This window comes from uncultured Alsobacter sp. (genome assembly GCF_945952055.1).
Taxonomy (GTDB): domain Bacteria; phylum Pseudomonadota; class Alphaproteobacteria; order Rhizobiales; family Beijerinckiaceae; genus Alsobacter.
In genome coordinates, this window is record NZ_CAMFHB010000050.1 from 1 (window position 1) to 23,031 (window position 23,031).

24 protein-coding genes and 1 pseudogene are annotated in these 23,031 nt (G+C 72.0%); 12 read left to right on the top strand and 13 right to left on the bottom strand.

All coding sequences use genetic code 11. From position 1 onward, the window contains the following. A pseudogene (locus Q0Q47_RS25795) lies at nt 1-427 on the bottom strand (pseudouridine synthase); the annotation flags it as partial. Between the two features lie 58 nt (nt 428-485). Between Q0Q47_RS25795 and Q0Q47_RS25800 the strand changes: the two are divergent. After that, on the top strand, nt 486-935 hold the full coding sequence (locus Q0Q47_RS25800; RefSeq protein WP_293867037.1) for a nucleoside deaminase: 450 nt from the start codon (nt 486-488) through the stop codon (nt 933-935). Here Q0Q47_RS25800 and Q0Q47_RS25805 read toward each other — a convergent pair. The 4 genes from Q0Q47_RS25805 to purD form a co-directional block, all read right to left on the bottom strand. Continuing rightward, nucleotides 907-1,794 carry a patatin-like phospholipase family protein gene (locus Q0Q47_RS25805; protein ID WP_293867040.1) on the bottom strand — a complete coding sequence of 296 codons (888 nt, stop codon included), beginning with the start codon at nt 1,792-1,794 and terminating at the stop codon, nt 907-909. The genes Q0Q47_RS25800 and Q0Q47_RS25805 overlap by 29 nt on opposite strands. Beyond that, nucleotides 1,791-2,951 carry a benzoate/H(+) symporter BenE family transporter gene (locus Q0Q47_RS25810; RefSeq protein ID WP_293867044.1) on the bottom strand — a complete coding sequence of 387 codons (1,161 nt, stop codon included), beginning with the start codon at nt 2,949-2,951 and terminating at the stop codon, nt 1,791-1,793. The genes Q0Q47_RS25805 and Q0Q47_RS25810 overlap by 4 nt, the downstream gene beginning before the upstream one ends. 2 nt (nt 2,952-2,953) lie before the next feature. After that, complete coding sequence (locus Q0Q47_RS25815) at nt 2,954-3,859, bottom strand: alpha/beta hydrolase (RefSeq protein WP_293867047.1); 906 nt, start codon at nt 3,857-3,859, stop codon at nt 2,954-2,956. A gap of 65 nt (nt 3,860-3,924) precedes the next feature. Further along, entirely contained in the window at nt 3,925-5,190 is a 1,266-nt protein-coding gene (gene purD / locus Q0Q47_RS25820; RefSeq protein WP_293867050.1) for a phosphoribosylamine--glycine ligase, read from the bottom strand. Between the two features lie 134 nt (nt 5,191-5,324). On the opposite strand from purD, the gene xseA reads away from it, so the two are divergent. From xseA to Q0Q47_RS25835, 3 genes are all read left to right on the top strand, one after another. After that, nucleotides 5,325-6,824, top strand: a complete 1,500-nt coding sequence (gene xseA / locus Q0Q47_RS25825; RefSeq protein WP_293867053.1) for an exodeoxyribonuclease VII large subunit — start codon at nt 5,325-5,327, stop codon at nt 6,822-6,824. Between the two features lie 6 nt (nt 6,825-6,830). Then, nucleotides 6,831-7,517, top strand: coding sequence for a YafY family protein (locus Q0Q47_RS25830; protein ID WP_293867056.1), 687 nt, complete (start codon nt 6,831-6,833; stop codon nt 7,515-7,517). A gap of 95 nt (nt 7,518-7,612) precedes the next feature. Next, complete coding sequence (locus Q0Q47_RS25835; RefSeq protein ID WP_293867059.1) at nt 7,613-7,993, top strand: hypothetical protein; 381 nt, start codon at nt 7,613-7,615, stop codon at nt 7,991-7,993. A 46-nt stretch (nt 7,994-8,039) separates the two neighbouring features. On the opposite strand, the gene Q0Q47_RS25840 is transcribed toward Q0Q47_RS25835, so the two are convergent. Beyond that, nucleotides 8,040-8,879, bottom strand: coding sequence for a dienelactone hydrolase family protein (locus Q0Q47_RS25840; RefSeq protein WP_293867062.1), 840 nt, complete (start codon nt 8,877-8,879; stop codon nt 8,040-8,042). A 103-nt stretch (nt 8,880-8,982) separates the two neighbouring features. Between Q0Q47_RS25840 and Q0Q47_RS25845 the strand changes: the two genes are divergently transcribed. Continuing rightward, entirely contained in the window at nt 8,983-9,204 is a 222-nt protein-coding gene (locus Q0Q47_RS25845; protein WP_293867065.1) for a DUF2093 domain-containing protein, read from the top strand. Here the strand turns inward: Q0Q47_RS25845 and lpxK are convergent. The 5 genes from lpxK to Q0Q47_RS25870 are packed head-to-tail and all read right to left on the bottom strand — an operon-like array spanning nt 9,182 to nt 13,291. Next, complete coding sequence (gene lpxK / locus Q0Q47_RS25850) at nt 9,182-10,183, bottom strand: tetraacyldisaccharide 4'-kinase (RefSeq protein WP_293867068.1); 1,002 nt, start codon at nt 10,181-10,183, stop codon at nt 9,182-9,184. The two genes, Q0Q47_RS25845 and lpxK, sit on opposite strands and share 23 nt — an antisense overlap. Continuing rightward, nucleotides 10,183-11,472, bottom strand: coding sequence for a 3-deoxy-D-manno-octulosonic acid transferase (locus Q0Q47_RS25855; RefSeq protein WP_293867071.1), 1,290 nt, complete (start codon nt 11,470-11,472; stop codon nt 10,183-10,185). The genes lpxK and Q0Q47_RS25855 overlap by 1 nt, the downstream gene beginning before the upstream one ends. Further along, nucleotides 11,469-12,191: a lysophospholipid acyltransferase family protein gene (locus tag Q0Q47_RS25860; protein ID WP_293867074.1), complete on the bottom strand. Its 723-nt coding sequence runs from the start codon at nt 12,189-12,191 to the stop codon at nt 11,469-11,471. Before Q0Q47_RS25860 ends, Q0Q47_RS25855 begins: the two co-directional genes overlap by 4 nt. A gap of 13 nt (nt 12,192-12,204) precedes the next feature. Beyond that, nucleotides 12,205-12,444: a DUF4170 domain-containing protein gene (locus Q0Q47_RS25865; RefSeq protein WP_293867076.1), complete on the bottom strand. Its 240-nt coding sequence runs from the start codon at nt 12,442-12,444 to the stop codon at nt 12,205-12,207. A gap of 31 nt (nt 12,445-12,475) precedes the next feature. Continuing rightward, a complete protein-coding gene (locus Q0Q47_RS25870; RefSeq protein WP_293867079.1) occupies nt 12,476-13,291 on the bottom strand; it encodes an inositol monophosphatase family protein in 816 nt (271 codons plus the stop codon). A 223-nt stretch (nt 13,292-13,514) separates the two neighbouring features. Here Q0Q47_RS25870 and Q0Q47_RS25875 point away from each other — a divergent pair, with 223 nt between their 5' ends. Further along, the gene (locus tag Q0Q47_RS25875; protein ID WP_293867082.1) at nt 13,515-14,009 is read left to right on the top strand and encodes a DUF6101 family protein; all 495 of its coding nucleotides are present in this window, start codon (nt 13,515-13,517) and stop codon (nt 14,007-14,009) included. Here the strand turns inward: Q0Q47_RS25875 and ubiA are convergent. Continuing rightward, complete coding sequence (gene ubiA, locus Q0Q47_RS25880; RefSeq protein WP_293867085.1) at nt 14,006-14,956, bottom strand: 4-hydroxybenzoate octaprenyltransferase; 951 nt, start codon at nt 14,954-14,956, stop codon at nt 14,006-14,008. The genes Q0Q47_RS25875 and ubiA overlap by 4 nt on opposite strands. Further along, nucleotides 14,953-15,453: a hypothetical protein gene (locus Q0Q47_RS25885; RefSeq protein WP_293867088.1), complete on the bottom strand. Its 501-nt coding sequence runs from the start codon at nt 15,451-15,453 to the stop codon at nt 14,953-14,955. The genes ubiA and Q0Q47_RS25885 overlap by 4 nt, the downstream gene beginning before the upstream one ends. A gap of 135 nt (nt 15,454-15,588) precedes the next feature. Between Q0Q47_RS25885 and Q0Q47_RS25890 the strand changes: the two genes are divergently transcribed. The 6 genes from Q0Q47_RS25890 (at nt 15,589) to Q0Q47_RS25915 (ending at nt 22,958) form a co-directional block, all read left to right on the top strand. Beyond that, nucleotides 15,589-16,332, top strand: a complete 744-nt coding sequence (locus Q0Q47_RS25890; RefSeq protein WP_293867090.1) for a 16S rRNA (uracil(1498)-N(3))-methyltransferase — start codon at nt 15,589-15,591, stop codon at nt 16,330-16,332. 3 nt (nt 16,333-16,335) lie between these two features. Continuing rightward, on the top strand, nt 16,336-17,103 hold the full coding sequence (locus Q0Q47_RS25895; RefSeq protein ID WP_293867093.1) for an FkbM family methyltransferase: 768 nt from the start codon (nt 16,336-16,338) through the stop codon (nt 17,101-17,103). Nucleotides 17,104-17,420: 317 nt separating this feature from the next. After that, entirely contained in the window at nt 17,421-18,638 is a 1,218-nt protein-coding gene (locus Q0Q47_RS25900; protein WP_293867096.1) for a glycosyltransferase, read from the top strand. Beyond that, nucleotides 18,635-19,927 (top strand): glycosyltransferase family 4 protein, encoded by a 1,293-nt coding sequence (locus Q0Q47_RS25905; protein WP_293867099.1) that lies wholly within the window; start codon nt 18,635-18,637, stop codon nt 19,925-19,927. The genes Q0Q47_RS25900 and Q0Q47_RS25905 overlap by 4 nt, the downstream gene beginning before the upstream one ends. Further along, nucleotides 19,924-21,045, top strand: a complete 1,122-nt coding sequence (locus tag Q0Q47_RS25910; protein WP_293867102.1) for a glycosyltransferase family 4 protein — start codon at nt 19,924-19,926, stop codon at nt 21,043-21,045. Before Q0Q47_RS25905 ends, Q0Q47_RS25910 begins: the two co-directional genes overlap by 4 nt. After that, nucleotides 21,042-22,958, top strand: coding sequence for a glycosyltransferase (locus tag Q0Q47_RS25915; RefSeq protein WP_293867104.1), 1,917 nt, complete (start codon nt 21,042-21,044; stop codon nt 22,956-22,958). The genes Q0Q47_RS25910 and Q0Q47_RS25915 overlap by 4 nt, the downstream gene beginning before the upstream one ends. Nucleotides 22,959-23,031: the final 73 nt, after the last annotated feature.

Sequence of the window (23,031 nt, forward strand, 5' to 3'; positions counted from 1 at the left end):
TGTCGCCGTCCTCGCGGCGGGGGCGCTGGGGCCTGTCGCCGCGATCGCCGCGGGGCGCGGGACGGTCGTCGTCGCGGCGGGCGCGGAAGGGACGGTCGCCCTCCTCGCGGCGCGGACGGAACGGCTTGTCGCCGTCCTCGCGGCGGGGGCGCTGGGGCCTGTCGCCGCGATCGCCGCGGGGTGCGGGACGATCGTCGTCGCGGCGGGTGCGGACGGGACGATCGCCTTCCTCGCGGCGCGGGCGGAATGGCTTGTCGCCATCCTCCCTGCGGCTGCGGACGGCGCGGTCGCCGTCGTCGCGACGGGCCCGCACGGGGCGCTCGCCCCGGTCGCCTTCGCCGCGTCCAGCGGGGCCACGACGCGGCCCGCGATCCTGCGGCGGCCGGCCCTTGAAGCCGCCGCCCCCTTTTTTCGACTTGTCGCTCATGCCGCGCTGATAGCAGAGTGCGCGCCGTGTTGCGAGGGAAGGCGAGGCGAAATCTGCGATGGCCGGCAGGATCGACGCCATGGGTGCGGCCCTCGACGAGGCGCGGGCCGCCGCCGCGCGCGGGGAAGTGCCGGTCGGCGCCGTGGTGGTGAAGGACGGCCGGATCGTCTCGGCGGCCGGAAACCGGACGCTGGAGCTGCGCGATCCGACGGCCCATGCCGAAATCCTGGCCATTCGGGAGGCCTGCCGGGCCCTGGGCAGCGAGCGCCTCGTGGGCTGCGATCTTGCGGTGACGCTCGAGCCATGCCCCATGTGCGCGGGAGCGATCTCCTTCGCGCGCATCCGCCGAGTCTATTTCGGCGCCGGCGACCCCAAGAGCGGGGCCGTCGAGAACGGCGTGCGGCTGTTCGCGTCGCCGACCTGCCACCATGCCCCGGAGGTCTATGGCGGCATCGCGGAAGGCGAGGCGGCGGCCCTGCTCAGGTCGTTTTTCGCCGACCGGCGCTGACCGCCTCGAACGCGGCGGCGATGTCGCGCTTCAGGCCCTCCCGGGAGGCCTCGGCGGCCTGAAGGATCTGCCGCGCGCGGAAGAAATCGAGCGCCCGGAAGCCTCCCACCGCCGGCCGCACCAGGATGTCCGGCTGCGTGGCCTTGAGCTTCTCGGCGACGATGGCGCCCTGCATGATCTGGGCCGAGCCGAGCATCGCCTCGAAGGCTCCCGGCGCCTGGCTGGTCTCGGCCGCATGCGCGCCACCCGCCACGTCCACCGCGACGACGATGTCGGCCTGGCCGGCGAGAAGGTCGAAGGGGAGGGGATTGACCACGCCCCCGTCGACATAGACGTGCCCGCCGGCGAGGACCGGCCGGATGAGGCCGGGAATGGCCATGGAGGCGCCCACCCCGGTGACGAGGGGGCCGGTGTCGAACACCGTCTGGACGCGCGCGGTGTAGTCGGTGGCCACCGCCGAGAAGGGGATCGCGAGGTCGGAAAACAGATCCGGCACGGCCTCTGGCCAGAAGAGGTCCAGTACCTTCTCCCCGTCGAGCAGGACGGGGTTGGCGCCGAGGCCGCGCGAGAAGATGTCGGTGATGCGCCCGACCCTGGCCTGGAGCAGCAGCGCCATGGCCTTGGCGCGGTCCTTGAGCCTGTCGAGCGCATGCTTGCGCAGGTCCTGGCCGGACACGCCCGCCGCATAGGCCGCACCGACGATGGCGCCCATGGAGGTGCCGACGATGGCGGCCGGGCGGACGCCGAGGTCGTCGAGCACCTCGAGGGCCACGATGTGGGCGAGACCCCGCGCACCGCCGCCGCCGAGCGCCAGGGCGACCGTGCCTTTCGCCGGCGTCCGGGCGCGCGACGGGCTCATGCGCTGCGCCAGCGCCGCACCGCGGCCTCCAGGAGCGCCGCCGCGATGCCGGCCACCAGTCCCCAGAAGGCCGAGCCGACGCCCGCGATGCTGAACCCGGACGCCGTCACCACCAGGGCCAGTACGGCGGCGAAGCGCTGCTTCTCGTCCCCCAGCGCGGAAGCGAGCGCGCCCATCAGCGGCCCCATCAGCGCGACGCCCGCCACGGCCTTCATGAGGTCGGCCGGCAAGGCGAGGGAGAGGGCGACGAGGAAGCCGGCGAAGGCGGCGAAGACCAGGTAGGTGAAGCCGTAGGCGACGCCCGCCGGCCAGCGCCGGGCCGGATCCGGGTGGACGTCGGGCCCCGTGCACAGCGCGGCCGTGATGGCGGCCATGTTGCTCGTGTGGGCGCCCAGGAGGGCGGAAAGACCCGAGGCCACGCCCGTGACCGCGAGGGCCGAGCGCACCGGCGGCTGGTATCCGGCGGCCTTGAGGACCGCGAAGCCCGGCAGGTTCTGGGACGCCATGGTGACGAGGTAGAGCGGAATTCCGAGCCCGAGGAGAACCGTCGGGTCGAAGCGCGGCGCGACGAAGACGAAGGTCGGTCCCCAGCCGCCCGGCGCCAGCGGAGCGATCAGGTGGAGAGCGGCGGCGAGCCCGATGCCCGCGGCCAGCACCACCAGGACGGCCGCGACCGGGACCACCAGGCGCATCACCAGGAAGAGCGCGATGAGCGGCAGGACGAGACCCGGCGAGGCTTGCGCGCTCTCGAAGGCGGCGACGACGAAGCGCAGGAGCACGCCCGCCAGCATGGCCGAGGCGACCGGCGTCGGGATGCGGGCGACGGCGTCGCCGAGCGGCTTCACCGCGGCTGTGAGCAGGATCAGCAGGGCCGCCAGCAGGAACGCGCCGACCGCCGCCTCCATGCCGATCGGGGCGGCGGAGGCCGCGATCAGGGCGGCGCCGGGCGTCGACCAGGCCGTCACCATCGGGATGCGGTGACGCAGGCTCAGCACCGCGCTGGTGCCCGCCATGGCCAGGCACAGGCCCGTGACCCACGACGCGGTCTGCGAGGCGTCGGCTCCCGCGGCCTTCGCCGCGGCGAGGATCACGGCGAGCGTGCCGCCGAAGCCCACCACGCCGGCGACGATCGGGGCGGTGACGAAGGCGAGCCGCATGGTCAGGCCGACAGGAACGGCAGCAGGTGCTCGAGGGTGTCGGCGGGGTTCTCCTCGGCCACGAAATGGCCGCTGGGCACCCCCGTTCCCTGGACCTGCGGCGCGAAGGTGGTGCGCCAGGATTCGAGCGGGCTCGAACTCGCCGCCGGAATGCCCGACGCCCCCCACAGCGCCAGCACCGGGCAGGCGATGGTGCGGCCGGCGTCGCGATCGTCCTGGTCCTGCTTCAGATCCACGGTCGCGCCGGCCCGGTAGTCCTCGCACAGGGCGTGGATGCGGTCGGGGTTGTTGAAGAAGGCGTGGTAGTGCGCCAGCGCCCGCGCGTCGAAGACGGAGAGGTCCCGGGTGCCGCTCCAGGAGGCGAGCTTGTCGTCCTGCCAGGCGATCGGATTCCCGCCGATCAGCCGTTCGGGCATGGGCGCGGGCTGGGCCAGGAACGTCCAGTGATAGACCTGCATGGCACGGGCCGCGGTCATGCCTTCCCACATGACGAGGGTCGGCATGATGTCCAGCAGCGCGAGCCGCTCGACACGGCCGGGATGGTCCAGCGCCAGCCGGTAGCCGACGCGCGCGCCCCGGTCGTGCCCGACCACGCCGAAGCGCACGTGGCCGAGTTCCTCCATCACCTTGACGATGTCCTGGCCCATGGCGCGCTTGGAGTACAGGACGTGGCCGGCATCGCCGGCGGGGGCGGAGGACCACCCGTAGCCGCGCAGGTCCGGGATCACCACCGTGTGGCGCGTCGCGAGGTCGGCGGCCACCTTGTGCCACATGACGTGGGTCTGCGGAAAACCGTGCAGGAGGACGACGGGCGGGCCGCTGCCGCCGACGCGCGCGAACGTCTTGCCTATGTCGGTTGCGATCCAGCGGCTGTCGAAGCCGGGGAAAAGATCGGCAAGGTCGCTCATCGTCTCACCCTCATGCCAGTGTCGGGGGAGGGCAGGTTAGACGATCGCCGTGCCCGCGTCCCCGTTCAGACCGCCCGCCAGCCGATGTCGCGGCGGCAGAAACCCTCCGGCCAGTCGATGGCGTCGACGGCCGCATAGGCGCGCTGTTGCGCCTGCGCGATGCCGGTGCCGAGCCCCGTCACCGCGAGCACGCGTCCGCCATTGGCCACCAGCGTCCCGTCGGGAAGCCGCTTCGTCCCGGCATGAAAGACGAGCGTGCCGCTCTTGGCCGCGGCGTCCTCGATGCCCTTGATCACCGTGCCGGTCCGGGGCTTCCCCGGGTAGCCCTCCGCGGCCAGCACCACCGTCAGAGCGGCTTCCTCGCGCCAGGCCGGGGCCGTCGCGCCGAGGGTGCCGTCGGCGGTGGCCTCCAGCAGGGCGACGACGTCGGTGAGAAGGCGCGGCATGAGCACCTCGCACTCCGGATCGCCGAAGCGGACGTTGTATTCGATCAGTTGCGGGCCCTTGGCCGTGATCATCAATCCGGCGAAGAGCACGCCGCGGAACGGGGTGCCGCGGGCCTTCATCGTCGCCACGGTGGGGCGGATGATCTCGGCCATCACCCGCTCTTCCATCTCCGGCGTCACCACCGGGGCGGGCGAATAGGCGCCCATGCCGCCCGTGTTGGGTCCGGTGTCGCCGTCGCCGACGCGCTTGTGGTCCTGGGCGGAGGCCAACGGCACCGCCGTTTCGCCGTCGACGAGCGCGAAGAACGACGCCTCCTCGCCGACGAGGCACTCCTCGATCACGACCTCGGAGCCGGCCGCGCCGAGCCCGCCGGCCGCCATCATGTCGAGCGCCTCGATCGCCTCCTCGACGGTGGCGGCCACCACCACGCCCTTGCCGGCGGCCAGGCCGTCGGCCTTGACCACGATGGGCGCGCCCTGCTCGCGGACATAGGCCTTGGCGGCCGCGGGGTCGGTGAACGTCGCGAAGGCGGCGGTCGGAATGTTCGCCTCGCGGCAAAGCTCCTTGGTGAAGGCCTTGGACCCTTCGAGCCGCGCCGCGGCCCGGTCGGGTCCGAACGCCCGGATGCCGGCCGCGGTGAGGCTGTCGACGATGCCGTCGACGAGGGGCGCCTCGGGCCCGACCACGACGAACCCGACCTGCATCAGGCGGCAGAACGACACGACGGCCGCATGGTCGGCGACGTCGATCACCACGTTCTCGCCGAGCGCCGCGGTTCCCGGGTTGCCCGGCGCGATGAAGAGCTTCGAGCAGCGCGGGCTCTTCGCGATGGCCCAGGCGAGGGCATGTTCGCGTCCGCCGGACCCGATGAGCAGGATGTTCATGGCCGAGCCTCCATCCGGGCGAGCGCCCGTCCGGCGCCCTCTGTAGTGGGGACGGGCGGCTTATGCCAGAGCATCCGGCCGGCACCTTGTGGACCGGCCTCCCCTCCGGCCGATTCGCGGCTTATGCTCGCCGCATGTCCGAACCCGCCATCGCCAATGCTCCCGAGTGGTCCGTCTCCGAGCTCTCCGGCGCGCTCAAGCGCACGCTGGAGGACGCCTACGGCCACGTCCGCGTCCGTGCCGAACTCGGCGCGGTGAAGGTTCACTCCTCCGGCCACGTCTATCTCGACCTCAAGGACGAGCGCTCCTGCATCGCCGGCGTCGTCTGGAAGGGAACCGCGGCGCGCATGCGCATGCGGCCCGAGATGGGCATGGAAGTGATCGTCACCGGACGCATCACCACCTTCGCCAGCCAGTCGAAGTACCAGCTCGTCATCGAGACGATCGAGCCCGCCGGCGTGGGCGCGCTGCTGGCGCAGCTGGAGGAGCGGCGCAAGCGGCTCGCCGCCGAGGGGCTCTTCGACGCCGATCGCAAGAAGCCGATCCCCTATCTGCCCTCCGTCATCGGCGTGGTGACCTCGCCGACGGGCGCCGTGATCCGCGACATCCTGCACCGGCTCGCCGATCGCTTTCCGCGGCACGTGCTGGTGTGGCCGGTCCGCGTGCAGGGCGACACCTGCGCCGCGGAGGTCGCGGCGGCCATCCACGGCTTCAACGCCCTGGCCGGCGACGGCCCCGTGCCGCGGCCCGACCTGATCATCGTCGCGCGCGGCGGCGGCTCGCTCGAGGACCTGTGGGGGTTCAACGAGGAGATCGTCGTCCGGGCGGCGGCCGAAAGCCGGATCCCGCTCATCTCCGCGGTGGGGCACGAGACGGACACCACGCTCATCGACTTCGCCTCCGACCGGCGCGCGCCCACGCCGACGGGCGCGGCGGAAATGGCCGTTCCGGTGCGGGCCGACCTGATGGCGCAGGTCCAGGACCTCGCCCGGCGCCAGGCCGGGGCCGTCCGCCGCCTGCTGGACCGCCGCAGGGCCGACCTGCGGTCGGCCTCCCGGGCGCTGCCACGCGGGGAGGACCTCCTGGCGACGCCGCGCCAGCGCCTCGACCTCGCCGCCGGGCGTCTCGCGGCCGCGCTCGTCGCCGGCGCGCGGCGGCACGAGACCAAGCTCGCGGACCTTGCCCGCCGCCTGGCGCGGCTGTCCCCGCACGCCCGGCTGGCCGCCTCCCGCGCGCGGCTGGACGGGTTCTCGGGACGCCTCGTGGCGGCCCGCGGGGCGATCCTGCGCGCCGAGACGCAGCGCATCCACCAGCGCCGCGAGCGCCTCGACGCGCTCTCGGGGCGGGCCGACCGCGCCCTGGCGGCCCTGGTGCAGCGCCGGCGCGATCGGCTCGCCAGCCTGTGGCAACTGGCCGAGAGCTACAGCTACCACGGCGTCCTGGCGCGCGGTTTCGCCCTGGTGCGCGATGCCGATGGCCAGCCCGTCCGGGAAGCTGCGGCGATCGGGGCGGGGGCCGTCCTCGACGTGGAGTTCAAGGACGGCAAGGTCCGGGTCGTCGCGGGCGATCCGGGCAAGGCCCGTCCGACGCGGCCGAAGGGCCCGGTGGGCGGGCAGGGCAGTCTCTTCGGCTGAGCGGCGATGTCCCGGGCGCAGCGCCTGCTCGATCTCGCCGCGGTGCTGCGCCGGCACCGCAGGCCTGTCCCGGGTCATGTCCTGGCCGACGAACTCGGCATATCGCTGCGCACGCTCTACCGCGACATCGCCGCGCTGATCGGGCAGGGCGCGCCGATCGATGGCGAGGCCGGCGTCGGCTACGTGCTGAAGCCCGGCTGGCTCCTGCCGCCCGTGACCTTCCCGGAGGAGGAGCTCGACGCGCTCGCGCTCGGTCTCCAGCTGGTCACCCGGAGCGCCGATCCGCGGCTGGCGCGTGCCGCTCTTTCGGCGCTCGGGCGCATCGAGGCGGTGATCCCCGCGGGAGCGACGCGGACGCTCGAGGACAGCGGGCTGATGGTCCCGCCCGCAGCCGACCGCCGCGAGCCCGACCTCGCCGTGATGCGCGACGCCATCCGGCGCGAGCACCGGCTGCTGATCGACTACGACGACGGCAAGCGGCGCACGCAGCGCATCGTGTGGCCGGTGACGCTGGCCTTCTTCGAGCATGTGCGCGTGCTGGCCGCATGGTGCGAGCTGCGCCAGGACTTCCGCCATTTCCGCACCGACCGGATGGGATCGATCGAACTCCTGCCGGACCGCTATCCGCGCCGCCGCCGCGTGCTCGCGCAGGAGTGGCGCAAGCAGGCCGGCATTCCCGACACGGTGCGCTGAGGGCGACGCTGCGCGCTGCTGCCAGGACCTGTCAGCAGGGGTGGCCGATGGTCCTGGGGCCGGCAGCGAGCCGGTGTGCTTCAGGAGAGCCCGTCATGCCCGCCCGCAATTCCGTCGCCGTCTGGTTCGAAATCCCCGCCGCTGACTTCGAGCGCGCCGTCGCCTTCTACGAAGGCCTGTTCGCCACTACGCTCAAGCGCGAGACCATGGGGGCGAGCCGCCTCGGCGTGTTCCCCTATGCGGAAGGCGAGGGCGTGTCCGGCTGCGTTTTCGCCGCGCCGCACGTGAAGCCGTCACCGGACGGCGCGATCGTCTACCTCAACTGCGACGGCCGGCTGGAGGCGATGCTCGGTCGCCTCGAGGCGCTGGGCGGCAAGGCCGCCGGCCCGGTGGTCAACCTGCCGGAGGGCATGGGGCGCTTCGTCCACGTGGTCGACAGCGAGGGCAACCGGGTCGGCCTGCACGAGGCGGCGTGATCGCGCGGCGAACGGCCCGTCCGGGCGGTCGCACGCTGCGACCGCTTCACCGCGCCAGCAGGGTGGGCACCTTGCGCAAGGCGTCTGCCCGCGCTGCCGGGTTGGTGCCGGCATGAGCCTCGCCGCGCCCGGCCAGCAGCAGCCCGCGGACGACGGTCACGGGACGGTCCGGCCAGTCGAAGTCGTGATGGGCGCCGGGATAGACGGTGATCGACAGGGGCGAGCCCGCGCTCTTGGCGCGTGCCGCGAGCGCCTCACACGGCTTGACCGGCGTCCAGTCGTCGAGCTCGCCCGACAGGATCGTCGTGGTCACCCGCGTCCGGTACGGCCGTTCGTTGAGGGCGAGGCACCCGGGATAGAAGGCGACCGCGGCCGCGAAGTCCGTGCCGACCACCCGGAAACCGCGTCCCGGGCGGGCCTGGCGCTCCTGCCGAATGGCGTAGAGCGTCGCCGTCCCGCCGTTCGACCAGCCCATCAGCGACACGGCGGAGGGCTTCACGAAGGCCTGTTCCTGCAACCAGCGGCGTGCCGCATGGGCGTCCTCGCGCCGCTCCACGGAGGCCCGCGCCCTGCGCTCCCGCGTCCGGCACTGCGGACCCAGGCCGCGCGGCCCGAAGCTGTCCGGCAACAGGACGACGAACCCTTCCTGCACCAGCTTCTCGGCCCAGGCGGCCTCGCGCGGGGCCGTCTGGCCGTCGCGGGTGAAGAGCCCGTTGCAGCCATGCAGGGCCACCACGGCCGGAAACGGCCCGTTGCCCTCGGGCTTGTAGAGGATCGCGGCCAGCGTCACGGCCGAACCCGGCACCTTCACCCGCTCGGGTGCTGCCTGGGCTGCCTGGGCCAGTGTGACGGACGCCAGGACGGAAAGAACGATCGACGACTTCATTTGCAATGCGAACCCTTGGACCAGGCCCATCCCTGGGCTACATAGTGCGCAGCCGGCCGAAAGGCAGGGCAGCCCCTGTACGGGACAAGCGAGGGACCGTCTCATGAACCGATTCGACCGCCGTCCTGTGCTTCAGGGCGAGGCCGTCGTCGAGTATCTCGACGGAGATTTCCGGATCGTCAAGCCCGGGGCCTTCGTCCGATGCGCCGTGACGCGGGAGGCCATTCCGCTGGAAGAGCTTCGTTACTGGAACGTGGATCTGCAAGAAGCCTATGTGTCGCGGGACGCCGTTCTTCAGCGTCTCAAGGCCTCGCGGCCCCGCTGAACCGCGCCAGAAGCCGGTTTCGACCGGTTTCGTCCGCAAAAGCGAGCGTCACGGGCAGCACCGCGATGCGGGACATCTGGTCCGGCGTCGCGACCCCGGCCAGGCGCACCCAGTCCTTTTCCGTGGTCACCGCGAGCAGCCCCTTCGCCGAGGCTTCGCCGAGGAGACCCGCGATCTCAGCCGACGCATAGGCGTGATGGTCTGGAAAGGCGCGGGTGGCCGTCACCCGCGCCCCGGCCCTGTCCAGGCTTGCCCAGAACTTCTCCGGGCGGCCGATGCCGGCGAAAGCGAGCACGCTCCGCCCGGCGAGACGCCCGGCCACGGTCGCATCCGCCTCGAGCCGGGCCCGCAACACGTCCACGCCGGCCTGCGCAGCCTGCGCCGCGACGCGGTCGCCCGCGCTCCCGGCCCCGATCACGATTACGGCATCCACGTGCGGCAACTGCCGGGCGAGGGGAGCCCGCAGCGGTCCAGCCGGAACGCACGCCCCGTTTCCAACGCCTGATTCGCCGTCCACGACCGCGAGCCTCAGGTCTTTCTGCAGGGTCGGGTTCTGCAGACCGTCGTCCATCACGATGACGTCGCCGTGCCGCGCGGCCAGGGCCGCCCCCGCCGCCCGGTCGGTCGCGACGACGACCGGCGCAACACGCGCCAGTAGCAACGGCTCGTCGCCGCACTCATCGGCGGCATGGACCGCCGGATCGACGACCACGGGGCCGGCCAGGCTGCCGCCATAGCCCCGGCTCAGGAAGACGGGGCGCCGACCGAGAGCGGCCAGATCGCGGGCGACGGCGATGGCGGTCGGGGTCTTGCCGGCGCCGCCGGCCACGAAGTTGCCGATGCAGACGACGGGCAGGCTGGCCTTCTGCCCCGCGCGGGCCATCCGTCGGGCCGTCACGGCCCCGTAGATCCAGCCGAGGGGGGCCAGCAGCGTGGCCGGGAGGGAGTGAGGACGCCACCAGAAGGCGGGCGCGCGCATCAGCGTCCGGCCAGGTGCATGTGCATGAGGAAGGGCTCGATCGCCTGCATGGTGCGATCGACCGCGCCGCCTAGCCCCTCCACGGTCTCGCCGGCGGCGCGCGCCATGGTCCGCAGGCGGGCGACGTCCGACAGCAGGGTCCCGACGGTGTTGGCGAGCCCCTGCGCATCGGGGACGGCCACCGATCCGCCCTCGCGGTCGAGGGCCGCGTAGACGTCGGTGAAGTTGTGGACGTGCGGCCCATGGATGATGGCCGCGCCCAGCTTGCCGGGCTCGATCGGGTTCTGCCCGCCGTGCGGCACCAGCGATCCGCCCATGAAGACCACCGGCGCGAGCCGGTAGAACAGGCCGAGCTCGCCGATGGTGTCGGCCACGTAGACGTCCGTCGCCCCGTCGGGCTCGAGCCCGCGGGAGCGAAGCGCCGTCTTCAGCCCCGAATCGGAGGCGATGAAGGCGATGTCCTCGCCACGCTGGGGATGGCGCGGCGCGATGATCGTGAGAAGGCCCGGAAAATAGGGGCCCAGCGCCTTGTGGACGGCGACGATCTGTTCTTCCTCGCCGCCATGGGTCGAGGCCGCCAGCCAGACCGGCCGGCCGCTGATCAGGCCCCGCAGGGTGGAGACCCGCAGCGGATCGGCGGGCGGCGCGGGCGAGTCGAACTTGAGGTTTCCGACCACGCCGACCCGCGGGGCGCCCAGCCGGGCGAGACGGTCGGCGTCGGCGGCGCTCTGGGCGAGGCAGAGGTCGATGCGGCCGAGCAGGGCGCCGATCATGCCGGACAGGCGGGACCAGCGCCGGAACGACCGCTCCGACATGCGGGCGTTGACGAGCATCAGCGGGATCCGCCGCTGGTCGACCTCGATCAGCATGTTGGGCCAGAGCTCGGACTCGGCCACCAGCGCGAGGTCGGGCCGCCAGTGGTCGAGGAACCGGCGCACGTAGCGCGGCACGTCCAGTGGCACGAACTGGTGCAGCGCGCCGGGAGGAAGGCGGCGCTCGATGAGGCGGGCCGACGTCACAGTCCCCGAGGTGATCAGCACGCTCAGTCCGCGCTGGGTGAGGCGCTCGGCGATGGGCAGGATGGACAGGCTTTCGCCGACGCTGGCGCCGTGCAGCCATGCCAGCCGGCCCGTCGGGCGGATGTGCGTCGCTTCCCCGCGGCGCTCGCCGAGGCGGGTCTTTTCCTCCTTGCCGCGGCGGGCGCGCTCGCGCAGCAGCAGGCCGGTGAACGGCCGGAGAAGACCCGTGGCGACCCGATAGGACCTCAGAGACAGCGGAAGAGCGCTCATGCCGCCCGTGCTCCCCGCAGCCCCGCGCCTGGATCGGTGCTGCCCACGGCCGCGTAGGCCCGGGCATGGACGTCGTCGAGCCCGCGCTGCACGGCGAGGCGTGCCGCTTCGAGCTGCGCGTCGTCGGCGTGCCGGTCCACCGTCACGGGATCGCCGGCCGCGACCACCAGCGTTCCAAACGGCAGGCCGATCGTCGTGCGGTCCCAGTTGGCGAAGGTCTTGCGGCGGCTCGACACCACCGTGACCGGCACGATGGGGCGCCCCGAGAGCCGGGCGAGCGTGACGATGCCGAGGCCCGCCACCCGGGCCGTCTTGGGGACGTCGGCGGTGAGGGTCACGCTGTCGCCCTGCTCCAGCGCGCGCAGCATTTCGCGAAGTCCATAGACGCCCCCGCGCTTGTGCATCTTGCTGGCGGCCCCGCCCGACGCGCGGATCGGTCGGATGCCGAAGCTGTCGCAGGCGGCGGCGTTGATCCCGCCGTCGCCGTGCCGGGAGATCAGGACGGCGTACCGGTCCTGCGGACGCTTGCCGAGCGGGATCATGAAGTGCTGGCCGTGCCAGAGGGCGCAGATGAACGGCTTCAAGGGATCCAGGCGCTCGAAGAGATCCGGCGGCTCCAGGACGAGGCGGCTCGTGCGCCCGACCAGACGCAAATAGCCCGCGAGCAGGTTGCCGAGGCCAGCCTGCACCGGTGCCGAACGTCCGATCCGCTTGAGCATGGAACGGCTGCGATCAGGCCGTCTGGTCGGTCGTCGGATCGAGCAGCCGGTGCAGGTGCACCACGAAATACCGCATGTGGGCGTTGTCGACCGTGGACTGCGCCTTCGACTTCCAGGCGGCATGGGCCGTGGCGTAGTTCGGGAAGATGCCCACGATGTCGAGCTTCGACAGGTCCCTGAACTCGGTCCCGTCCAGCTTGACGAGTTCGCCGCCGAAAACGAGGTGAGGGAGCTGTTTGGAAGGCGTGCTCATGGTGCGGTCCTTGGTCTGTCGAGGCAGCGGGTTAGCGATGTCTGGCCGGGGCGGCAAGCCAGGCGGCGAGGTCCCGGGCCAGCAGGGCGCCCCCGGCGGCCAGGGATTCGTGTTGCGTCGTCGGTCTGTTGTAGGTCGGCTCCCGGCCCGAGGCGCCCACCAGCGTCGTCCCGGCACCCGCCAGGATGGCGTGGGCCGCGGCGAGGTCCCAGTCGTGCGCCTTTTCGCCGGCCAACCCGGCATCGACCGTCCCATCGGCGACACGGACCATGCGCAGGGCGAGCGACCTGATCAGCGGTGCTTGCCGGAAGGTGACGGGCCCGGCGCCGAGCCGGTCGAGGAGCGGGCGCGGGCCGGCCACGAAGGCGTCGGCCAGCGTGTCGCGGTGGGTGGGTGCGAGGGGCGCGCCGTTGCGCCGGGACACGTCGCCCGGCGTCGCCTCGAACATCTCGTCGCTCACCGGAGCGTAGACGAAGCCGGCGACGGGCACCCCGTCCGACACGATGCCGATGGCAACCGTCCAGTCCGTATCGCCACGGGCAAAGGCCCGTGTGCCGTCGATGGGATCCACCACCCAGACCATGGGGCGGGTCAGGCGCGTCGAGTCGTCCAGCGTCTCCTCGGAGAGCCAGCCGAAGGCCGGGGCGGCCGTACCCAGCCGGTTCTTCAGGAACGTGTCGACCGCGAGGTCGGCCTCCGTCACCGGAGATCCCCCGTTCTTGTAGGAAACCTCCGCCGCCGTCCCCTGGCCCGGCCGGAACCAGCGCAAGGCGAGCGCGCCCGCCTCGCGGGCGGCATCACGCGCGGCGGCCAGCACCTTCTGGTCGATGGCGATCGTCGGGGACATGATCTCTTGCATCCGGGAGCCGCGCGTTTCTACAGCCGATGCTGCACCGCGGCAAGTCGGTACAGTCACGCTCCAGCAAGCAAGAGGTAAGGAAAATGCTTGTTAAGCAGCGTCTTACCGGACCTTAACCAGCGGGTTTAAGCGTTTTCGGGGCGGCTCTTGGGCATCCTTCGGGCTCAGTGTGGACAACAACCCCACACATCGTCTTCGGGAGACGTCGAACATGTCGAGCGGTCAATGCCGGGGAGACAACCCTGGCTCGGCGGCCCTGCGCGAGCACACGGGCGCGGTGGTCGGTTATCCCGATCTCATCGCGCCGATCGGGGCTCGTGCCGGGATCACGCTGACCGATGGTCCTCTCGCGGCCCGGGCTTCGGTCGCGCAGGGGGCTCGCGGGCTCGTCCTCAGCCGCAAGGGCGGCGAGGACGGCTTGCCCTATTTCGAGGTGGCGATCCTGTTCGGCAACGACCGGACCGCCACGCCGATCCACATCGCCGCCGACGACCACGACGTGATTGCCCGCTGGCGCAGCCATGCGGCCGATCTCGGCCTTCCTCTGATGATGGAGCGGGAGGACGGCGTCATCATCACCGCCTACGACCACATGGGCTGCGTGCGTCTCGGCGCGGTGCACCTCCGGCGCCGCAACCCGTCCACGATGCACCGCAGGCCGCGTTTCCTCATGCGGCGCAAGACGGGCCTGCGCCGTCCGGCCTAGACCTGGCCGCGGATCGCGGCGTCCAGCGCGAGTCCGGCGAAGAGGATCAGCCCGGCGTCCCGGTTGGATCGGAACAGCATCAGCGCACCGGCCTTGTCGGCGATGTCGATGCGGCGCACCTGCCAGGTGAGGTGGATGCCGAAGGCCATGAGGCCCACATGGGCCGCGAGCCCGGCGTTTGCGCCGCGCAGCGCGGCGATCAGGGCCACGAGCGCGATGAGGTAGAGGAGCCCGACCGCCGTCCGGGTGCGGGTGCCGAACAGCAGCGCCGTCGACCGGATGCCGACGACGGCGTCGTCCTTGGCGTCCTGCAGCGCATAGATGGTGTCGTAGCCCATCGTCCAGGCGATCGCCGCGCCGTAGACCGCGAAGGCTGGCCAGCTCAGGCTGCCGTACTGGGCGGCCCAGCCCATCAGCCCGCCATAGGCGAAGGCGAGGCCGAGCACCGCCTGCGGCCAGGACGTGACCCGCTTCATCAGCGGATAGATCGCCACGAAGATCATCGACACCAGGCCGGTGACGATGGCGAAGTGGTTGAAGCTGAGAAGCACCGCCAGCCCCACGAGGCACAGCAGCACCGTGAACACGACGGCCTGCCGCGGCGAAACCTGGCCGGACGGGATGGGCCGCAGGCGCGTCCGCTCGACCTTGGCGTCGAGATCGCGGTCGAGGAAATCGTTGTAGGCGCAGCCGGCGCCGCGCATGACGATCGCGCCGACGAAGAACAGCAGGAGGTGGGAGATCGGTGGAAAGCCGACCTGCTTCGACGAGGCGGCGAGCGCGGCCGACCACCAGCAGGGCAGGAGCAGGAGCCACCAGCCGATCGGCCGGTCGATGCGGGCCAATCGCAGGTAGGGGCGCCAGGCCTGAGGTGCCAGGCGGTCGACGAGATTGCCGGACGGTGCGTCCGGGACCGGGGCCGTTTCGAGCCCGGCAGGCTGGCTCACAGGGCGCCCTGCGGCATCTTGATCGGGCCGCCCACGACGCTGTCGCCGCCACCGAGCGGCCCGGGAGCGCCGCGCTGCTGCTGCTGCGCGCGTTGCGCTTCCATCTTCTTCTGCATCTGGACCGCCTTGCAGGCGTCGCCTCGGGCCTTGCTGACCTTCGGCTGCTCGTCCTTGAGCGTCGGCAGCACCTGGTCCGGCACATGGCACCAGCTGCCGTTCTTCTCCACCTCGACGATCGCGGCCGCCACCTTGGCGTTCAACTGCGTGAACAGGTTGCAGGCAGCCGGCGCGGTCGCCTGCTTCTTCTTCTGCATCGTCTGCCACTGCTGCAGAAGCGTGACGCGGTCCTGGAGCAGCTTCATCACCCCAACGCACTCGCTGCTCTGGGCCCGAGCGGTCCCCGGCGTGAGCGCGACCGCCAGAACGACGCCGGCTCCGACCGCGAGCGCGGCGAGGGGCTTGGCGCAGGCCCGGGGCATGGAGTAGGCAACCAGCATGTCGGCTCCGTTGTCGATGGTTCGGCGTTCCATATCAGCATGCCTTGCGTCGGGGCAATGCGCAGGATGTGTTCATGACAGGCGAAAGCGGCCGAAATCCGGTCTCCTGCGGCAGGGCGGTCACGGTGTCCCAGCATGGCATCGTATGATTTTCGGGCGCAACGCCTCTTCGTCGACGTCCCCCTGCGGGAGGCCGAACAGGTCGCCCTGGGCCGCGAACAGGCCCATTACGTCCTGAATGTCCTGCGTCTCGACGAGAAATCGCCCATTCTGGCCTTCAACGGGCGCGACGGCGAATGGCTCGCCAGGCTGGTTCGCTCGGGCAAGCGCGACGCCGCGCTCCTGCCGGAGCGCCGGACCCGCGACCAGACGTCACCGGGCGACCTGCACTATCTCTTCGCCCCTCTGAAGCAGGCCCGCCTCGACTACCTGGTGCAGAAGGCGGTCGAGATGGGGGCCTCGGCCATCCGCCCGGTCCTGACGCGCCATACGCAGGTGAGTCGCGTCAACCGCGAGCGCATGCTGGCCAACGTCATCGAGGCGGCCGAGCAATGCGGGGTCCTGAGCGTTCCCGACGTGCTCGAGGAGGTTCGCCTGGACAGCCTCCTGGAGGGGTGGGACGCCTCTCGTCTCCTGGTGTTCTGCGACGAGGATGCCGAGGTCGCGGATCCGCTCGAAGCGTTGCGTGCGGCCGCTCCGGCGCCGATTTCGCTGATCGTCGGTCCGGAAGGCGGGTTTTCGGCCGAGGAGCGCGACAGGCTCCTGCGCCTGCCGCATGTCCTGCGCCTGTCGCTCGGCCCGCGGATCCTGCGGGCCGACACCGCGGCCGTGGCGGCCCTGGCGCTGGTACAGGCCGTCCGCGGCGATTGGAAAGGCTGACGCATGCCGACGGTGGACGCGACACGGGTGAACCTCCGGGGCCGGGACTTCCGGGTCGCCGACGACAAGCCGACGTTCTGGGCACGGGCTTGCGCCGGGACCTGGGAGCCGGAGACGCTGGCCGCCCTCGAAGAGGTCGTCCGGCCTGGCGACACGGTCCTCGACATCGGGGCGTGGGTGGGCCCGACCGTGCTGTTCAGCGCGGCCTTGGGCGCGCGGGTCGTCGCCGTCGAGGCGGATCCGGCGGCCCAGGACCAGCTCGCCCGCAACCTCGCCGTGAATCCGGCCCTGGCGGAGCGGATCTCCGTCATCCGGGCCGCCGCGACGCCCGACGGCGCCTCCGTCAGGCTCGGCGCGGCCCGCAAGCGCGGCGACAGCATGAGCAGTGCGCTGCTGACCGGCGCGGCGGACACCTGGGAGTGCCCGGGCATCGCCCCGGCGGCGCTGCTGGAGGCCGCCGCCGTGGCCCCGGGGGCGGCGCTCGTGGTCAAGATCGACATCGAGGGCGGCGAATACGCGCTGGTGCCGGCGCTGGCCCCGCTCCTGCCGCCCTGGACGAGGGCGGTCCTGCTGGCCGTGCATCCGCGCATCCTGGACACGTCCGGGGCCGGGCCGGACGCCGTCCGCACGGCCACCGCCAAGGTCCTGTCGGCGTTTCAGGGCTGGTCCGTCCGGGTGCTGGACCCCGGGCCGGATGCCGCGATCACACCGGCCGAGGCCGCGGCGAGGGACAACCTCACCCTCCAGCTGGCACGTCCGATGCTAGCCTGACGCCACGCGGATCGCGGCCGCTGCCATTTGACGCCGGCCGCGACCCGGGAACCACAGCTTGATCATAGCCGAACCCAGACTGGAAAATTGATCGTGCCAAGCCCAATCCGAGCGGCTATGATCCCATTCAAACTCCGGAGCCTTGGGGCGGCGCGGGGCTTTGACTGTCAGGCACTCGGGGCTGGTAGCGCTTGTCGTTGTCACGTCCGGCCTAGCGTGTGTGTCGTGGGCATGGGGGTCGGTTTGTGATGCCTTTCGGTAAGCCGGGAGCCTCCGCCGGAGGGCGCGGCGCGTCCGCGACGAGCCGGACACCGCGCGTGCTCATCTACAGCCACGATACGTTCGGCCTGGGGCACCTGCGTCGGTCGCGCGCCATCGCGAACGCGCTCGTGCAGTCCACGCCGGACGCGTCGGTCGTGATCATCTCGGGCTCGCCGGTCGTCGGGAGCTTCGAGTTCGGCAACGGCGTGGACTTTGTCCGTGTGCCCGGCGTGGTGAAGCTGCCCAACGGCGACTACACCAGCCTCAACCTCAATCTCGACCTCGACGAGGCCGTGGCGCTGCGCGAGTCAATCATCCGCAGCACCGCGACGGTCCTGAAGCCCGATCTCGTCATCGTCGACAAGGAGCCGACGGGCTTCCGCGGCGAACTGCTGCCCACGCTCGAGGCCATGAAGTCCGCCGGAGCCCGCCTCGTGCTGGGCATCCGCGACGTGATGGACGAGCCGGCGCTGCTGGTGCCGGAGTGGGAGCGCAAGGGCGCGGTCGATGCGCTGGTGCGCTACTACGACGACATCTGGATCTACGGCCTCGAGGAGCTCTACGAGCCGCTCGTCGGCCTCGACCTGCCGGAGGATGTCCGCCGTCGCTGCGTCTACACCGGCTATCTGCGCCGTGAACTGCCCGACGAGCCGAACCTCACGCGTTACCCCAAGCTCACCCGCGGCCCCTTCGTGCTCGTCACGACGGGTGGCGGCGGCGACGGGGAAGACCTGCTGGACTGGGTGATCTCGGCCTACGAGACCGACAAGAGCATCCCCCTGCCGGCGCTGGTGGTGTTCGGGCCGTTCATCACCCGGGCGAACCGCAAGCACTTCCTCGAGCGGATCGCCAAGCTCGACAACGTCGATGCCATCATGTTCGACGCCAAGATCGAACACCTGATGAAGAAGGCGACGGCCATCGTCGCGATGGGCGGCTACAACACGTTCTGCGAGATCCTGTCCCTCGACAAGCCGGCCCTGATCGTGCCGCGCAAGCGGCCGCGCCTGGAACAGGCGATCCGGGCCAGCTGCGCCGAGCGCCTCGGCCTCGTGCATCAGCTGGACGGGCTCGACAGCCCCGGTGGCAAGCACGACCCGGCCGACATGGCGCAGGCCATCCGGGGCTTGCAGGACCAGCGCAAGCCCTCCGAGGCCTTCGTTCCCGGTCTCCTGGACGGGCTCGCCCGGATCCAGGCGATGACGAAGCCGTGGCTCGATGCGGCCCGTCGCGGCCAGCCCCTGCCGCCATCCGTGGGCGTCGCCGCCGAATGAACGCGCCCCTGCGGGTCGGCGGCGCCGCTCCGACCCTGGCCGTCGTGGTCAAGGGCTACCCTCGTCTGTCGGAAACCTTCATCTCGCAGGAAATCCTCGCCCTGGAGCGCACGGGCTTTCCCCTCGAGATCTGGTCGCTGCGGCTTCCCACCGACAAGGCGGTCCATCCTCTCAACAAGGCCATCCGCGCCAAGGCGCACTACCTGCCGGAATATCTCTACGAGGCGCCGATGCGGGTTCTGCGCGGCGCGCTGGCGGCCGTCGGGATGCCGGGCTTCGGCCGGCTGATGCGGGCGTTCTGGAAGGATCTGCTGCGCGACCCCACGCCCAATCGCGGCCGCCGCCTCGGCCAGGCCTTCGTCTTCGCGCGCGAACTCGACCCGCGCATCCGCCACGTCCACGTGCATTACCTGCACACGCCGTGTTCGGTCGTCCGCTACATGGCCCTGCTGACGGGCCGCACCTTCAGCGTTTCGGCCCACGCCAAGGACATCTGGACGACGCCTGCCTGGGAAAAGCGCGAAAAGCTCGCGGACGCGGCCTTCGCGGTGACGTGCACCCAGGCCGGCATCGACACTTTGCGGCCGCTGTGCCCGCCCGACGATCCGCAGCGCGTCGGGCTCGTCTATCACGGCCTCGACCTGAGCCGTTTTCCCGCGCCGCCGGCGACGAGGCCGGCGCGCGACGGATCCGATCCGGCGGACCCCGTCGTGATCCTGTCGGTCGGCCGTGCCGTCGCCAAGAAGGGCTACGACGATCTCCTCGAGGCGCTCGCCGGCCTTCCGGCCGCGCTGCATTGGCGCTTCGTCCACATCGGGTCCGGAGAACTGCGCGACAGCCTGAAGGCCGCCGCGGCCCGGCTCGGCCTGTCCGAGCGGATCACGTGGATGGGCGGCCAGGCCCAGGACGCGGTGGTCGAGGCCATGCGCTCCGCCGATCTGTTCGTGCTCGCGTGCAAGGAAGGCGACAAGGGCGACCGGGACGGCCTTCCCAACGTGCTGATGGAGGCGGCGACCCAGGCGCTGCCCCTGCTGTCGACCCGGTTCGCCGGGGTTCCGGAGTTCGTGCGGGACGGGGAGGAGGGTCTGCTCGTTGCCCCCGGCGCGCCGGACGAGCTGCGCGCCGCGCTGGAGCGGCTGCTGCGCGAGCCGGGGCTGAGAAGCCGCCTCGGGACCACCGCCTGCCGCCGCGTGCACGAGGCGTTTTCCTTCGAGGCCGGCATCGCCGCGCTGACCGAGCGGCTCGCGGGGCTGGTTCCGGTCGCGGCTCCGGCGACCGACCGGCCATGACGATCGCCTTCCTGGCGCCGCTGAAGTCGCCGGAGCATCCGGAGCCTTCCGGCGATCGGGAGATGGCCCGTCTCCTCATCCGGGCCCTCGAGACCGCCGGCCACCCGGTGGAGATCGCCTCGCGGCTGCGCATGCTGGATCGCACCGGCGCCGAGACGCCCGGCCTCGCGGCACGGGCGCGCGCCGAGGCGGACGCCTATGTCGCCGCCGCGCAGAAGCGGCCGCCGGCCGACAGGCCTCGCGCCGTGTTCAGCTACCACGTCTTCTACAAGGCCCCCGACGTGGCGGGGCCTCGCATCGCCGCGGCCCTGGGCGTGCCCTACGTGGTGGCCGAGGGATCCCGGGCACCCAAGCGCGCCGGCGGCCCCTGGGACGCGGGCCACCGCCTCGCCGAGGCGGCGCTGGATGCGGCGTCGGCCGTTCTCATTCTCAACGAGCGCGACAGACCCATGCTCGAGCGCAGCCGTCCGGCCGGGCAGCGTCTCGTGGCGCTGCCGCCCTTCGTGGACGCCTCGGCCTGGCCCGCCCTGGCGCGCAGGCCGGTGTCCTCCCACGGGGAGCCCCTGCGCCTGCTCTGCGTGGCCATGATGCGCCCGGGCGACAAGTTTGCGTCCTACCGGCTCCTGGCCGAAGCCCTGGCGCAGGTGCCGGGGGAGGGCTGGCGCCTCGACGTGGTCGGCGACGGGACGGCCAGGGCCGAGGTCGAGCGCCTCTTCGCGCCCTTCGGCGAGCGCGTGCGCTTCGCCGGCCGGATCGAGGACCGTGGCGAACTCGCGCGTCACTACGCCGGAGCGGACCTCCTGGTCTGGCCTGCGGTCAACGAGGCCTTCGGAATGGTGTTCCTGGAAGCGGCCCTGCAGGGATGCCCCGCGCTGGCCGGGGCGTTCGGGGGCGTGCCGGGCGTCGTGCGCCATGGCGAGACCGGACTGCTGACCGCGCCGGGGTCCGTGCAGGCGTTTGCGGCGGCCCTGGCCGCGTTGCTCGCGGACCGTGCCGCACTGCGGCCCCTCGCCGCAGGTGCCCTGGCCTTCGCCAGGACGGACCGGTCCGTCGCGGCGGCGGCCGGCATCCTCGACGAGGTTCTCGCCACCCTCGCGGCCGGGCGGAGCGCGGCATGAGCACCCAGTCGGTCCTCCTCGTCGTCACGCATCTCTTGGGCACCGGCCATCTCACCCGCATGGCGGCGCTCGGCCGGGGGCTCGCCCGAGCGGGGCACCGGGTCACGCTCGTCACGGGGGGGCGGCCCCTGCCGCTTCTCGACGTCGCGGGCGTCGCGGTCGTCCAGCTGCCTGCCGTCCATTGCGTGGGAACCGACTTCCGGACGCTGTTGGGGGAAGACGGGCGCGAGGCGGGTGACGCCCTGATGGCAAACCGCCGCGCCGCCTTGCTCGAGGCCTTCGCCGCGGCCGCCCCCGACGTGGTGGTGACCGAGCTTTTCCCGTTCGGTCGTCGGCAGCTCGCGGCCGAGTTCGAGGCCCTGCTGGCGGCCGCCGTGGCGCGGGTCCCCAGGCCCGCGATCCTGTGTTCGGTCCGCGACATCCTCAATCCGCCGTCCAAGCGGGAACGGGTTGCCGAGGCTCTCGACAGGCTCGGGCGCTTCTACGATGCGGTGCTGGTCCACGGGGACCCGGCGGTCGCGCCGCTCGGCCTGGCCTGGCCCTCCGACCCGGCGCTCGACCGGCGCCTCGTCTACACCGGCTACATCGCCGCGCCCCACAGGAAGGCATCGCCCCGGGGCGACGGCGTCGGCGAGGTCATCGTCACGGCGAGCGGCGGGGCCGCCGGGCTGCCGCTCTACCGCGCCGCGGTCGGAGCCAAAGTGTTGCAGGGGGAGGGGCCTACCTGGCGGATCCTGGTGGGTCACGGGGTCGCCGCGGCGGACTTCGACGGGCTTGTGGCCGATGCGCCCGCCGGGTGCACGGTGGAACGCGCGCGGGCCGATTTCCGCGACCTGCTGGACCGGGCGGCGATCGTGGTCGCGCAGGCCGGCTACAACACGGTCGTGGAGATCGCGCAGGCGCAGGCGCGGGCCGTGCTGGTGCCCTTCGACGAGGGCAACGAGAAGGAACAGACCCTGCGCGCCTCGGTCTTCGGCCGCCTGGGGCTGGCCGAGACGGTCCCGGCCGCGCGGCTTTCGCCCGAGCGCCTGCTGGAGGCCGTGGCGTCGCGGCTCGACGCGCCGCGACCGATCGCCTCGCCCATCGACCTCGACGGAATCGACGAGACGATCGGCGCGATCGAGGTCGCCTCGCAGTGGGCGTCGGAACGCCACGAAGCCTGGCAGCGCCTCGACGCCTTGCTGGAGACACTGCGCGCCCGCGGTTCGAAGGTGGCGTTCTGGTGGCGCGACGACGACGCCGTCGCCGCCACGCCGGCGCTGGACCGGCTCCTGGCCCTGCGGGAGCGGGTGCGGGTTCCGCTCTCGCTCGCCGTCATCCCGGCGCATGCCGAGGACAGCCTCGCGCGCCGGCTCGCCACCGAACAGGACGTGACGGTGCTCCAGCATGGCTTCGCCCATGCCAACCAGGCGCCTCCCGGCGAGAAGAAGGTCGAGCTCGGCCACTGCCCCATGCGCCTCATGCTGGGCGAGATCGAGCTGGGGGCGCAGCGTCTCGAAAGGCTGTTCGGACGCCGCTTCCGGCCGGTGATGGTTCCGCCGTGGAACCGCATCGATCCCGCGCTGCCGGCGGAGCTTCCCGATCTCGGCATCCGGGGCCTCTCGACGTTCAAGGATCGGGCCTGGCGCGAGCCGGTGCCGGGCCTCGTCCAGGTCAACACGCACTGGGATCCGATCGCCTGGCGCGGGTCGGGCGGCCTCGCCGATCCCGCGACGCTCGTCCGGCAGCTGACGAACCTGATCGAGGCGCGTGCGAGCCTGGCTTTCGAGGAACAGGAACCGATCGGGCTCCTCACTCATCATCTGGTGCACGACGGGTGGATCTGGAGCTTCTGCGAGGACGTTCTCGCCAGGCTCGTGCGCTCCGACGTGGCCGTCTTCGTCGATCCCTGGCGGAGGGACGATCGTGGATGACGCGCCGTGCGGGACCGCACAGACAGAGCCGTCCGTTGAAACGCCTCGGACAGAATGGTCAAGCCTTCGACCA